The sequence below is a fragment of the Streptococcus mitis genome (assembly GCF_946188685.1).
Taxonomy (GTDB): Bacteria; Bacillota; Bacilli; order Lactobacillales; family Streptococcaceae; genus Streptococcus; species Streptococcus mitis_CC.
Genome location: NZ_CAMHWH010000001.1, coordinates 26,009 through 39,951 on the forward strand (window position 1 = coordinate 26,009; position 13,943 = coordinate 39,951).

Sequence of the window (13,943 nt, forward strand, 5' to 3'; positions counted from 1 at the left end):
TTAGTCTCCTAAAGTTAATTTAATTTTTTTAATGTTTTTGATAGCTGTATTAGTCCGAACATCTTGCTTCTGAACAACGGAACCCGAACCTTCAAATTCCAGTTCAATATCTAACCATTTGGCAAAAGTCTCTGCAGTCTCTTTTTTCCAGCCATACATGTCTGGAATTTCTTCTACCTTATCAGATAAAAGGAGAACTTGTTGATTTGGTGCAAGATTTTTTCCTTCTTCTACAGAAGACTCTTTAATCTTTGTTCCAGTACCTACAACGATTGGTTGCACAATATTTCGGCGTAAGGCTTCCGCCAACTCACCAGGTGAAATATCCTTGATGCTAGGCATTGCATAAGAAGATTCTGTCGTAACTTTATCTAAATTCTTGGCTGGAGATTGAAGATTGAGAGATTCTTTCATAGCTGAAGCCCGCTCCAAGATTGGGTTGGCAAATTCTCCCAACTGGATACCTGAATAATGTTCAGGTTGTTGAACCGTTACATACAAGATAAAATCAGGATTTTCAGCAGGGTTCATAACCACAACCGAGAAAATGTAGTTGGTAGAACCAACTAAGTAGCCTCCATTTTTCTCGTCAGCGATTTGGGCTGTACCAGACTTGAGAGCTACATTTTGCCCAGGAACAGTTACAGTTGGTTTCCCTGTCTTATGATTATACATAGTTCCATATACTGGATCGGTACCGACTAAAACCATATGCGTTCGCGTCAAGCTCGCTGCATCTTTAGACACAGGATTTCCCACAACTTCTTTTTGTGATTTCCGAGCAGTTTGATCATTTGGATCATACAAGGCCGTAATAAATTTAGGCTCCAGCATAACTCCATCATTAGCAATAGCTGTAAAGGCACGAAGCATTTGTGTTTGTGTCACTGAAATTCCTTGCCCAAATGAGCTTTGAGCAATACTAACAATATTATCAGCTGGAAGTTGACCAGCGTATTCATCTGTCAAGCCAAAGCGAGTTGGGACCCCAAATTTAAAGCGGTTTAGATAATCCAACCAAGTAGCATCTCCCATTTTTTGTTCAAGTAGACTCATTGCAACATTACTGGAGTGAGCGAAACCTTGTGAGAAAGTCATCATCCCACCAGTCGTCAAACCTTCATTAACATCCCAATCTCGAGTCGTCGCATCCGCTATTTTAAATTCACTGCTATTGAAGTATTCTCCACTTGGGAAGGTATTATTATCAATAGAAGAAGCTAACGTCATAACCTTCATGGCTGATCCTGGTTCATAGTTACTTTGATAAAGAATATCACGCCAAACAAAGTCCTCAGTGATTCCTTCTTTAGTATCTGCATTAAAGGTAGGTCGTTGGGTGGTAGCGAGGATTTCACCGGTCTTTGCACTGACCAAGGTCGCGGTCATATACTTACCTTTTACTTTTTCTAGAAAGGCATCCATCTGAGTTTCCATGAAAGATTGTAGCGGACTAGACAATGTTGTATAAACATCCTTGCCATCCACAGTTTGTTGCGATACCAGTTCTGTACCTGGTACGATATTTCCTACACGGTCTTTTTCATAGGTAATAATACCGTCTGTCCCAGCAAGAATGGTATTTAAAGAACTCTCCAAACCAGAAGTCCCTAACAAACTCTTACTACCATCCTCATTTTCATGAAGTTGGGCTAAGCCAATAAAGCTAGAAGCAAATTGTCCATTTGGATAGCTTCTGTTAGGGCTAGTTGTAAAGTCAATCCCTTCCACACTAGCATCTTTCAAATCTTTTTTAATAGCCATCATATTGGCATAGGTAATCCCATTTCCTTTTGCACCAAAGGAAACTTGGGTCAGATTTGGTTGAGCTAATTGCTCTTTCACATAAGCTTCATCCATGTCTAAATACTTATGGAAGACTTCAGCTACCTTATTAAACTGCGAATCCTCTACATAAAGAATTTTTCCAGTTGCTGACTTGTATTTTTTATCAATAACAGCATAGACGTTATAGGAAGTCGCATCTTCAGCAATAGGCACTCCATTTCGGTCATAGATAGTCCCACGTTTGGCAGGAACTGTTCGGGTTGTTTGGTGAACCTTTTTAGCCTCTTTTACCAAGTCAGTACCAAATATATTACCTTTTGCGATAATATAAGCAAAATTGGCCAAAAAGAGGCCGAAAAGGGCAACAGCTAAAAAGCTGAGGTACTTGCCAACTATCCTACGGTTTTCTGCTGGAGATTTACGATTTTTTACCGCAAATCGGGTTATTTTTTCTGTCCATTTCATATCTTACTCCGCTGTTCGGATGTTTTCATTATTCAATTTCAAATCTTTTTTATCTGCAATTTCTTTCAAGCGCTCTGAACGAATCAATTCATTCACTTCCTGCTTGGCATCGTCCAGCTCTGTCTTCTTCTCCTCTATCTGCGCATTGATTTTTGTCAAATCACTTTGCACTTGCAAGAGTCGTGTCTGCATAAAGATAATGCTCACTGCTAAAACGAGTGCCGTAAAAGCGATGGAAAGATAAAAAGCCTTCTCCACACGTGAGAATTTTTTTATACGATTCTGCAAGAATTGACTGGTTGTTTCTTTCTTATCTACCATTTTTTCCTCTTACTTGTGAATTTTTCTGGCCACGCGCAACTTGGCTGAATGCGAACGGTTGTTGGCTTCTAACTCCTCTGCACTTGGCAAGATTGGCTTACGGGATACCAATTCCATCTTGGGCTTGAGATCATCTGGGATGAAAGGCAAGCCTTTTGGAACTTCAACCGTTGAAGCTTCCTTGAACAATTGCTTGGTCAAGCGGTCTTCCAAGGAATGAAAGGTAATCACTGAAATTCTACCATCTAGAGCCAACATCTCCATAGCCTGCTGGATGGATTCATCTGCTGCTCCCAGTTCATCATTGACTTCAATTCGAATAGCCTGGAAGATCTGTTTGGCAGGATGGCCCTTCTTCTTGAGCTCCTTGGCAGGTTTAGCCGACTTGATAATTTCTGCTAACTCAGTCGTTGTCTCGATTGGCTTGACTTCCCGAGCTTGTTCAATCTTACGCGCAATCTGTTTAGAAAATTTATCCTCACCATACTTGAAGAAAATACGAACCAAGTCATGATAGTCATAGTGATTCACCACTTCATAGGCTGTCAGACTAGCTTCCTGATTCATCCGCATGTCCAGGGGCGCATCCTTTTTATAAGAAAAACCACGCTCACGCTGGTCCAATTGAGGACTAGACACTCCCAAGTCATAACAAATTCCATCAATTTCCTGAACACCAGCTTCGCGCAAACGTGCCTGTAAATGACGGAAGTTATCCTTTATAAAAGTCACCATCCCTTTTTCGATATAGGGTGCCAAGCGTTTTTGCGCATTGTCAATGGCATTCTGGTCCTGATCAAAGGCATAGAGATGGCCTTTTTCACTCAATTTACTTAATAAATATTCGCTATGGCCCGCTCCACCCAAAGTCGCATCAACGTAGATACCGTCAGGCTTTACGTCGAGCATATCAATCGTTTCGTGGAGTAAGACCGTTACATGATGAAATTCTTTTGTCATATCTTATCTATTTTACCACAAATCTGACTAGCTTGCACTAGTCAGACAAATAGGCCAAAAACAAGTAAGATTTCTTTAAGAAACATGTCAAATATGCTTGACATCTATTTCATAGAAGAATATAATATAGTCAAATATATACGACACAAATCAGAAAGGAGAACAGATGAATCGTGTGAAAGAATTTCGCAAGGAACTAGGCATTTCTCAGCTCGAGCTAGCCAAGGATATCGGTGTCTCGAGACAAACCATCAATATGATTGAGAACGACAAGTACAATCCAACCCTGGAACTCTGTCTCAATCTCGCCCGCAGCCTCCAAACTGACCTCAATAGTCTCTTTTGGGAGGAAGATTTTTAAAAAAGGAGCCAACTCATGAAAAAAGAAACCTTTACTGAAAAACTGATCAAACGCACATACGGCATTTCTGATCCCCTTGACGAATACAAACGACGCGAGGCAGACCGTATAGGTAACCAAGTCTTTATCTTCCTTTTTTATCTGATGATTTTCGGAAATCTTATTCCACTCCTTCTGGCCTATAAATATCCTCAACTAGTAGCTCTAGTCTATCCTCCTCTGATTTTAGTGATTGCCCTCATCGTTGCTGGATATCTCACATACCAAATGCAAAAAACAGGGATTACAACTATTGAACCAGATATGCTGAATGAGAAAGAAAGCAAGCAACTATACTACCCAGGTCTTAAAGCAGGTTTGTTCTTTGGTCTATGGATGTTTTTTATAACTCCTCTTCTCAGTATACTCATAGGTGAAAGTCCGGACTATTTTAATTCTCTTCTCACTATAAGAAATGGTGTATCAAGCATTCTCGGTTCTATCTTCTTCGGAGCAAGCATACAGTTCCTCATCTCCCGTCGCATTGCAAAAACTAAAAAAGAGCAAGATGAGGATTAGGAGGTGCCCTATGAAATCATTACTAACTTGACTTACCTATCATCTTTTGTTAAGTTCACTGTTCATCTTCATCATCGTTTCAGGGAACTTGCCAATCTACGATATAGTCCTCCTTCCAGTCTTTATCCCAGCACTCAACAAAGGATTGACTTATCTAAAGATCGACTCCCAAAAAATGCGCATACTCAACTTAGCACTGTGCTTTATGATGCTATCCTTACTACAACTGATGCTCATCTCAAGCAATTGGAAGTATTATTTACTGCTCACTATCGCTAGCCTTTCTTCTATCACTTATCTTTATTATCTCTATCAATTCGTAAAAGAAAATCAGTAAAACCGCTCTTTTAGGAGGTTACTAACATGAAAAAAGAAGACTTAACCACTCGCCTACTTCGAAATCTCTTTCATATCCAAGGCCCTTTTGATGAATGCCGACAAGAGATTATCTACAAGGCTTGCGCCCGTTCCATGATCCAAATCGTTTATTCTTCCTTCTTCCTCTTCTTGTTTTATCTCTTATTTGGACGCTTCATAGAAGTGGTTCGCTATGCTATGCCCTATGTTTACTCTGGACTCATTTTTTTCATTACTTTAAAAACCCAAAGAGCCGTCCAAGAGCTTCATCTTGAAAAGGATGACAAATCAGAAATCATCCTCAAGACCTACAGCAAAGCCCAAATCAAATTCCGAAGCTGGATTGTGTTTATCGGTATTCAGATCGGCTTCTTTACCTTACTCATCTTTCATAAAGTCTTCGTTCAGCAGATGTCCTTTTCAGATTTTGGGAAGTTGCTCATGCAATTCGATAAAAGTGGTCCTTTCCTAATGTATGGCCTGATTATCGGTAGCATTTTTGGAACTCTGACCTACGGATTTCTATCCCTACAGGAGGAGAAACCTCCTAAAAATACCAAACAGAAGGAGAAAAGCAAGCAATGACTTCACTATACGATTTTTCAGTCTTGAACCAAGACAAGCAAGAAACTTCACTAAATGCCTATCGTGGTAAAGTTCTCTTGATTGTCAACACTGCTACCGGATGTGGGTTAACCCCCCAGTACAAAGGGCTGCAAGAACTCTATGATCACTATCAAGATCAGGGGTTTGAAATCTTGGATTTCCCTTGCAATCAGTTTATGGGACAAGCACCAGGCAGCGCAGAGGAAATCAACACCTTCTGTAGCCTACATTATCAAACCAGCTTCCCACGTTTTGCCAAGATCAAGGTCAACGGTAAGGAGGCAGATCCCCTCTATGTTTGGTTGAAAGACCAGAAATCTGGTCCACTGGGAAAACGAGTCGAATGGAATTTCGCTAAGTTTCTCATCGGTCGTGATGGGCAGGTCTTTGAACGCTTCTCTTCAAAAACAGACCCAAAACAAATTGAAGAGGCCATACAAAATCTACTATAACTCACAATCTCACTATGATTAGGTTTCCTTTAGCCTGATGAATAGTGAGATTTTTTGATGGGCTTTGACTTAAATAGAAAAACACCCCATGATATGAACCATGAAGTGTTGTAAAAATGATACATTCATAGCAGACAAGGCACTACTGACTGCTATTCTTGACTCCTGAGTATGTATAGGTCCTATTTCTGGGACACGCTTTTTCCGTTACCACTCTAAAATAAAAACGATGCTCCCGCCCATCCTTGGCATTTTCCTTGTTTAAGACAAAATAGTTTTTCTGATTCATCGCCATGGTTCGTAGGATGTCATCAATCAAGAAAGTCAAGGGTACGTTCATGGCAGAGTATTTTTGAAAATCCTCTTCAAAATGAATATAGTTATCTGAAAAATAATCCATCTGCAGTTTGTTTTCATACAGCTCTTTTCTAGTCATAAACTCCCTCCTCCCACAATCGAATTTCTAGGATATCTGCAACATCTATCAACCTATATCCCACGTTTGTCCTAATAGATAGAGTATGAGGCGATAACTCTCTCACCACACCGATGATAGTGATTTTCTGCTTCTTTTCCTTTAGCACAAAACTTCCCCTAAGTTGGCCAACATAAAGCTGAGAAAGCAAGTGCAACTTATCATCTGGAGTCAAATCCGTCGAAAAATCAACACGGTTTTTTTCTTCACTGAGCGAACTAGTGTGTTCTGAGAGGTAAAATCCCATCCACTTCTGCATACCTGGATCTTGATAATCTCGCGCGGATTGAAAAGGTAAATAAGAACGATCAATCATTTTAATCCATCTAATCCTCCAGCAGAATGTCCCCCAATCAGCTTGCTTCTAGCAAAACTCCTAGAGGCTTCTTCCAGTGCATTGGCCTTTAAGAGAGAAGTGAAACCAAATTGTTCCCGAATGGAGTCAATGGCCGTCTGGAGCCTTTCTTCTTTTTCTAACTTGTCAACATCATCAAAGAGAGATATCAAACCAAAGGAATCGTCTACAAAGCCTGAATAGTTAACTCCGACACTTCTGACCGCTCCAGAAGTGTATTTGTTATGAAATAACTTCAAAACATAATTCGTTAAGACAGCTGTATTATTGGTCGGTTCGACCTTCATTTGTGTGTGAATAGACGACCTGACCTCCTGTTTAGAGAAACCAACATAGATAGAGACAAGGGTTGTTTTCTTGCCAGACCTTCTCAATCTAATAGCCACCTGCTCCGCCATTTCTCGAAGAATAATTTCAATATCCCGTAGCTTCACGTAGTCTCTCGGCAAGATTTGAGAATTCCCCAAGCCCTTGGATTTGGCCTTATAGGGCTTATGAACATTGCTCTCATCAATCCCGTTAGCATGAAACCACAAACGCAAGCCAGCCTGACCCAGAACTTTCTTTAGCTGGTCGGGATTGCTGGTTGCCAATTCCTTGATGGAAAAAATCCCCAGAGCATGCAAGCGTTTCTCCATCCGCCTGCCAATCCCCCAAAAATCGGTCATCTTGGGAATGGACCAGACCTTCTCTTCCACATCCTGATAAGACCAGTTGCCCCTCATGGTCGGAGTGTGCTTGGCCTCATTATCTAGAGCCAACTTGGCCAGTAAGGGATTGGCATTGGACATACCTACTGTAGAGTAGATCCCTGTCTGCCTCCAAATATCCCTCTGAATACGAGCAGAAAGCATATCCAGCTTGTCTTTGCGAGAGAGACTCTTGTCTGAAATGAAATAATTAAGTGAACTAGTCAGGTCAATAAAACCCTCATCGATAGAGTAAGGATAAATATCATCTGGACTGCCATAGTTTTGAAAGATTCGCTGGATTTCCATATTGGTTGCAATGTACTCGTCCATTCGAGGAGGGACAATCAAGGTCACTTGAGCCCAATCTTCGATGTAGCGAACATAGTCCGAGTCAGTCGGTAGCCCTTGCTTTCGAGCATTGTAATAGGAAAATTTTCGCGTTTTAATATCAAAAGGCAAATCGTAGGCCCGACCAACATTTGACTTGCCAAAAATCTTCTTAAACATAGGAGAGGAGGCTAGGATAAGACCAGTTGAATTATCCGCGCGACTCATGACACAAAGCGAGGTTTTCAGCGGATGCAATCCTCTTTTCACGCACTCAACACTGGCATAAAAGGACTTCATATCGATAAAGGCAATGTCACTTTTGGGCTCTCTGGAATAATCAAAGTAGCCCATTGGCTATCCCTCCATCGGCACAAAGTTTCCAACGATAATACCCACAATCCGAGGATCTTCCTCATAGGATATGAAAATATCCTTGTATTTAGGATTGATAGAGACCAGACGCAATCCATTCTCCTCTCGATAGACCCGCTTGATATATGTCTGGTTGTTGCAAACCACTGCATAAACCGCCCCGTCATAGTCAAATCCTGTCTCTCGAATCAGAGCCACGGAGCCATTTTGGTATTTAGGTTCCATGGAGTCCCCAGACACCCATGACGCAAAATCATGAGCCAACTCCTCATTAAAGTAAACCGTATCAAAATTCCGATCATCGTAGACCGAAGCTCCAATCCCTGCTGACATGCGTTCATAAACACGGTACTCGTAGAGACGCTCTGGCATAGCTGTCACTTTCTGAGCTTGCTCCTCTTGAGATAGGTTGCGAACATAGAGAACAACCTTCTCCTTCCCTTGCTTGGAGAGGCTATGGTAGAGACGGACAATCTCGATCTGAGTAAAATATCCTTTTGGTACTTTTAAAATATTCTCTAGCTGGAACACCTTCTCCTTGGACGGTTCCTTGATTCCACGTTCCCAAGCTGAGTAAGCCTGAAAGCTAATCCCAAGTTGCTCTGCAATTTCCTTCTGTGTTAGTTTTAACTCTTTCCTCCGAGCCTTTAATTTTTCTGGCTGATACATACTTCACCTCCTATTATGATGCTTTAATGGACATTATCTCTCTTAGAAAGACTAATCGATGCTTGAAGTCATATTTTTAAAACTCAACCAAAATGGTTTAGTTTTATTATATAAAAAAAGTGTACAAATGTCCACTAGGAAAAGCAGAAACATCGTGAGTTTTATACTCAATGAAAATCAAAGAGCAAACTAGGAAACTAGCCGCAGGCTGTACTTGAGTACGGCAAGGCGACGTTGACGCGGTTTGAATTTGATTTTCGAAGAGTATTAATCAAACTAAAAGGACCTAGCCCTATACAATACAGAACTAAATCCTTTGAATAAATAATTGATCTAACTTTCAAAATCCCTACAGAAATTCCAGTTTTTCTCTATTTGATACCAGACATTAGTTTTTCAATACGTGGAACGTAGAAGAGTAAGATAATACCGAATACAATCGTAATTCCTCCAACAATTCCATAGTAAGCTACTTCAGTTTCACTTGTATAAAATTTTACAATTTGAGCATTGATAGCTTGGGCAGCAGCGTTACTCAAGAACCAGATAGACATCATTTGTGCTTGGAAGGATTTTGGTGCTAGCTTAGTAGTGACTGATAGACCAATAGGCGAAATCAACATTTCCCCCACAATCACAATAGCCCAACTCATAATCAACCAGAAAGGACTGACCTTAACATCTGTCCCAAAGATCATCCCTGGTAACATCATCCACAAGAAGGATAAACCTGCAGCTAATAAACCGTAAGCAAATTTCTTAGAAGAGGACGGTTGCTTTTTACCCATTTTCCCCCACAACCACGCAAAAATCGGCACATAAATCATAATGAAAAGGGGATTGATACTTTGGAAAAAGCTAGATGGAAAATGAATCTGATTCCCAAATACATTAAAGTAAAGTTGAGTTTGATCATCCGCAAATAGAGCGAGAACAACAGAACCCTGTTCCTCAATAGACCAGAAGAGTACTCCAGCGATAAATAGAGGAATGTAGGCAAATACTCGGAATCTCTCAGTGGCAGTTATTTTCTGACTAGATAAAATCTTAAAGAAATAGTAGATTGGAATGATTACCGCAATTACTGTAAAGATATTAACAATCATATCCACGTTAAACTGGTGAGTAAAGACTAAACCTATAACCACAAGAATAGCCATGACAAGTGTAAGTAGCAAGCGTTTAATCAAGGTCTGCTGGTCCTTCTGTGAAAGTGGATCAGTGGGGTAAAGACTTGATTCAGGCAGATATTTCTTCCCATCTAAAACATACTTCACCAGACCAAAGAACATCCCAATGGCAGCTAGTGAGAAACCTAGGTGAAAATTGACTTCCTGACCTAGATAGCCCACTAAATAAGGGGCAACGAAGGCACCTAAGTTAATACCAAAGACAAAGATACTAAAACCTGCATCCCGTCTATCATCCTCTTTCTCATAAATTCCCCCCACCATATCTGAGATATTGGGTTTTAAAAATCCAGTTCCAAAGATAATCAAGGCAATAGAAAGATAGAGAGCCACTTGTCCAAAAGGTGTTGCCAAAGCAATATGCCCTAGCATAATCAGAATCCCACCGTAAAAGACAGTCTTACGGCTTCCTAAAATACGGTCACTGACAAAACCGCCGATAACCGAGGACAAAAATACCAGCGAGCCATAAATCGCCATAACCGATGCAGCTGTGGTCTTATCCATTCCCAATCCACCATCTTGCACGCTATAGTACATATAGTAAAGTAGGATAGCTCGCATCCCATAGTAAGAAAAGCGTTCCCACATCTCTGTAAAGAAGAGGGTGGACAAGCCCATAGGATGTCCAAAAAATGTTTTCTGTTTTTCCATATATATTCTCCTTTAACGATATAATAATTCATTTTACAGAATTTTCAAACAAATGTCAAACAAATCCTGTTTCTTTCAGAAAATTTTCTGAAAAAATCACACGTCTCATACTTAATTCCATCATAAAAATCCATTTCAGACTAACTTCCACTGCGGTCAGGCAAGTGGAAGTTACTTTGAGAAATCACCTTTAAAAATTTGCTCTTGTTTAGTTTAAAAAATATTTCAAAATTTGAAACTTACTTATCTTATCCTTTCCTCTTCAGTAAACAAAACATCCCTATGCCAAACTTGTAATTACTAAAATACAAGTCAATAAGCATAGAGATGTAAAACTGTTACACATTAAATAATAGAAATTGTGTACGAAATGTCTCAATTAGTTTTCGCTAGTAAATATCATTTCCAATAAACGCCCTCTCAATTCCTTATCCTGATGATGCAAGATATTCATTAACTCATGAGAATTTTTCGCATTGATGAATTGATTTAACAATCTATCTTTTAATTCATATGGAAGAGAAGCCGTCTTTAGTAGTCTAAAAACTTCATCATTTAGGGATAGCCTTTTATTATCTTTACATTCAAATCTAGCTGTATCATTCTTATTTGGCAATTCAATCATAGACACACTCGTTCCTTTAAAATGAATTCTATGTTTTCTATTGCTTGGAACGATACTAGAATCTCCTTGTAATGTTAACTCTACCATTCCTATTTCCCAATCGATTGATAATCTTGTTTTATATCTTTGACCATTTTGATCTTCAATCATTTCAAAAGAATGTTGCTTGCCTGGGAATACATACCAATCTACAACTTCAGGTAACTCAACACCCATATCTATCTCAGAACCAACCAAGGGAATGATTGCACCACTTTTTGCAAACACAGGTATCGTCGAAATGTCTCTATAAACACTCAACTTCACACCACCTGTATATTTTTTCTCTGAAAAGAAGTCATACCATTCACCTTCAGGGAACCATACATCTACTTTTGCAGATTGGAATGCCAAATCCATCTTTTCTACAATGGGAGCCACCATCAGTTCTGTTCCAAAAAAGTATTGATTTGGAACATTATAACTCTCATCACTCTCTGGGTAGAAATAATACATTGGGCTGATTAATGGGGCACCTTCCTCGTGTGTCTGTACATTCATAGTGTATAGATAGGGAATCATCTGATGTCTCAAACGAAGGTATTTCTTCATAATCTTAGATGTTGTTTCTGAAAAAAACCAAGGTTCCTTACTATTAAAGGGACTTCTAGAACTATGTAATCGAGTTATCGGACTAAAAATACCAAACTGTAGCCATCTAGTTTGTAGCTCCTCGTCATAATCCCCCAGCATGTGTCCACCGATATCATGACTCCACCAACTATAACCGATATTAGATGCTGTCGCTGTAAAATAAGGTTGAAATCTTAAGGAATTCCAACTAATAATAGTATCCCCTGAAAAACCAACAGGGTAGCGGTGACTACCAGGACCTGCATATCTTGATAAAATCAAACCACCTTCTGCATTTTTACAACTATCCTGATAGTGATAATGGTTTAAAAGCCATAGTGGATCTAGCATACCTTGTGTCCCTTGTTGCCAGTCAATCCACCAAAAATCTACTCCCTGCTTTTCTAGCTCATAATGAACATCTTTAAAGTAGGCTTCTCTAAAAGAGGGATTAAAAAAATCAAAAATGGCAGGTTCTTCTAGTTCTACATTTAACCCCAATCGTTTGGCGACTCGAGGATAAGCTTCTTCATAAGCCCGTATACCATCAGCAGGATGGACATTTAAGGAGAGTTTTAACTTTCTATCATGAAGTTGTTGCAATAACTGTTCTGGATTAGGTATTAAGTTTTTATTCCAACTATATCCTGTCCAGCCACTTCCAAAACGGGCTGGAATGTCAGTTATATGCCAATCCATATCTAAAACACCGATAGATAATGGAATTTTCTCTGTTTTAAATCTGTCTATTAAATCCAAGTATTCATCCGACGTATAAGGCCAATATCTACTCCACCAATTGCCTAAAGCATATCTTGGCAACAAAGGGGTTGAACCAGTCAAATGGTAAAAGTCTCTGATTGCTCCTCTATAATCATGCCCATAGGCAAAGAAATAGAGGTCAATTTGATTTTCTCTCTCAATATAACCAGACTGTTCATCCCAAATAAATCCTTGAGAATCATCCAATAAGGCTATACCATTTCGGCTAATAATTCCATCTTCTAACGAGATTGCTCCATCTGCCTTATCCAGAGTCCGAGCTGTTCCTTTTAACGTTTCAATAGATTCACCAAAATACCAGCGACTACCATATACGGCAAAATTTCCTTTTAATTCTATAAATAAATTTTCGGCGTTAAATTCTCCTTTATTAAAGTGCAGATGAAAATAGTCCGTCATAATATCTAGTACGTTTGATGTCTCGATATAATCTAACGAAACTTGACCAAAATCTCTATTATAGATGAGTTGTGTCGTTCTATCCTCAAAACTTCCAGTTTTAGAGTATTCTAACCTTACTAGCTTGTCTGTTAATACAGAGATGCGATAAAACTCTCCCTTAAAAATTTTCAATTTGTTTCCCTCCTTTTAGTAAATTTCTTTACCTTATCAAACATTTTATTTGTTATCGTTACATTCATCAATCCGCAAAAAGCAAATCCCCCAAATGTAAATACGTAAATAGCTGTTAAAACTCGTTCTGGACTACTAAAACTCATATACAGTACAGAAATATTAAATAAAACCAACACGATAGCTTGTATTGGATTTAAAATACAAATTAATACGCTATTTACAATACTATTTTTTAGATTATCTTTAAATAGACCAATATAGGGAAAAACAACACTCATCAAAAGTATTATAACAAATAAAAAGGGCAACACTAACAATAAACTATACTCTGAAAATAAACTTGAATAGCCCCAAAGACAATAGTTCACATATAAAAGTAATTCTATTAGGAGGATAAACAACCAAATAAAAGTTGATTGTTTAAAATTTTGTCTAAAGATCCGAAAATAATGATAAGCAATATCGGTATCTTTACCTTTTAAAATACGATACCACATTGTCGTAAGAGAAGTTAGTGATGCCCCAATTGTAACTATTGGAATACAACTAACAATAAATAGAGTATTTAAAATAATTAAATCTGTCAAAAAAGTTAAAATTCTAACCAGTTTTCCATCTAATGAAAATAATTTTTGCATAATAGATATCTCCATAAAATCGATTGCCTTAACTCTATATTTTATAATGTCAGTTGTACAAAAATATTACCTAAATTATTTAAAAAACATTTCCAAATTTCTTT

General features: G+C 38.8%; 15 protein-coding genes. 5 read left to right on the top strand and 10 right to left on the bottom strand.

The annotated features are described in order from the left end of the window. From pbp2x to rsmH, 3 genes are read right to left on the bottom strand one after another with little or no spacing between them, the layout of a single operon-like run. Positions 1–2,253 carry a penicillin-binding protein PBP2X gene (gene pbp2x, locus N8N51_RS00105; RefSeq protein ID WP_261103314.1) on the bottom strand — a complete coding sequence of 751 codons (2,253 nt, stop codon included), beginning with the start codon at positions 2,251–2,253 and terminating at the stop codon, positions 1–3. A 3-nt stretch (positions 2,254–2,256) separates the two neighbouring features. Beyond that, positions 2,257–2,574 carry a cell division protein FtsL gene (gene ftsL / locus N8N51_RS00110; RefSeq protein ID WP_000227824.1) on the bottom strand — a complete coding sequence of 106 codons (318 nt, stop codon included), beginning with the start codon at positions 2,572–2,574 and terminating at the stop codon, positions 2,257–2,259. 9 nt (positions 2,575–2,583) lie between these two features. Continuing rightward, positions 2,584–3,534, bottom strand: coding sequence for a 16S rRNA (cytosine(1402)-N(4))-methyltransferase RsmH (gene rsmH / locus N8N51_RS00115; protein WP_049551041.1), 951 nt, complete (start codon positions 3,532–3,534; stop codon positions 2,584–2,586). Positions 3,535–3,700: 166 nt separating this feature from the next. On the opposite strand from rsmH, the gene N8N51_RS00120 reads away from it, so the two are divergent. The 5 genes from N8N51_RS00120 to N8N51_RS00140 are packed head-to-tail and all read left to right on the top strand — an operon-like array spanning position 3,701 to position 5,868. Then, the gene (locus tag N8N51_RS00120; RefSeq protein WP_001082472.1) at positions 3,701–3,895 is read left to right on the top strand and encodes a helix-turn-helix transcriptional regulator; all 195 of its coding nucleotides are present in this window, start codon (positions 3,701–3,703) and stop codon (positions 3,893–3,895) included. A 15-nt stretch (positions 3,896–3,910) separates the two neighbouring features. After that, positions 3,911–4,453, top strand: a complete 543-nt coding sequence (locus tag N8N51_RS00125; RefSeq protein ID WP_261103315.1) for a DUF3278 domain-containing protein — start codon at positions 3,911–3,913, stop codon at positions 4,451–4,453. Between the two features lie 46 nt (positions 4,454–4,499). After that, entirely contained in the window at positions 4,500–4,790 is a 291-nt protein-coding gene (locus N8N51_RS00130; protein WP_261103317.1) for a hypothetical protein, read from the top strand. 26 nt (positions 4,791–4,816) lie between these two features. Further along, positions 4,817–5,395: a DUF3278 domain-containing protein gene (locus tag N8N51_RS00135; RefSeq protein ID WP_261103318.1), complete on the top strand. Its 579-nt coding sequence runs from the start codon at positions 4,817–4,819 to the stop codon at positions 5,393–5,395. Then, complete coding sequence (locus N8N51_RS00140) at positions 5,392–5,868, top strand: glutathione peroxidase (protein WP_261070018.1); 477 nt, start codon at positions 5,392–5,394, stop codon at positions 5,866–5,868. Before N8N51_RS00135 ends, N8N51_RS00140 begins: the two co-directional genes overlap by 4 nt. 142 nt (positions 5,869–6,010) lie before the next feature. On the opposite strand, the gene N8N51_RS00145 is transcribed toward N8N51_RS00140, so the two are convergent. From N8N51_RS00145 to N8N51_RS00175, 7 genes are all read right to left on the bottom strand, one after another. Beyond that, positions 6,011–6,304, bottom strand: coding sequence for a DUF5960 family protein (locus N8N51_RS00145; RefSeq protein WP_261070019.1), 294 nt, complete (start codon positions 6,302–6,304; stop codon positions 6,011–6,013). Continuing rightward, positions 6,297–6,659: a hypothetical protein gene (locus N8N51_RS00150; protein WP_261070020.1), complete on the bottom strand. Its 363-nt coding sequence runs from the start codon at positions 6,657–6,659 to the stop codon at positions 6,297–6,299. Before N8N51_RS00150 ends, N8N51_RS00145 begins: the two co-directional genes overlap by 8 nt. Further along, entirely contained in the window at positions 6,656–8,071 is a 1,416-nt protein-coding gene (locus N8N51_RS00155; RefSeq protein WP_261103319.1) for a Y-family DNA polymerase, read from the bottom strand. The genes N8N51_RS00150 and N8N51_RS00155 overlap by 4 nt, the downstream gene beginning before the upstream one ends. A gap of 3 nt (positions 8,072–8,074) precedes the next feature. Continuing rightward, positions 8,075–8,761, bottom strand: a complete 687-nt coding sequence (locus N8N51_RS00160; RefSeq protein WP_261103320.1) for an XRE family transcriptional regulator — start codon at positions 8,759–8,761, stop codon at positions 8,075–8,077. Positions 8,762–9,132: 371 nt separating this feature from the next. Next, positions 9,133–10,605, bottom strand: coding sequence for a peptide MFS transporter (locus N8N51_RS00165; protein WP_261103321.1), 1,473 nt, complete (start codon positions 10,603–10,605; stop codon positions 9,133–9,135). Positions 10,606–10,984: 379 nt separating this feature from the next. Continuing rightward, positions 10,985–13,198, bottom strand: coding sequence for a glycoside hydrolase family 31 protein (locus tag N8N51_RS00170; RefSeq protein ID WP_261103322.1), 2,214 nt, complete (start codon positions 13,196–13,198; stop codon positions 10,985–10,987). Then, the gene (locus N8N51_RS00175; protein WP_261103323.1) at positions 13,195–13,839 is read right to left on the bottom strand and encodes a YesL family protein; all 645 of its coding nucleotides are present in this window, start codon (positions 13,837–13,839) and stop codon (positions 13,195–13,197) included. The genes N8N51_RS00170 and N8N51_RS00175 overlap by 4 nt, the downstream gene beginning before the upstream one ends. Positions 13,840–13,943 lie beyond the last annotated feature (104 nt).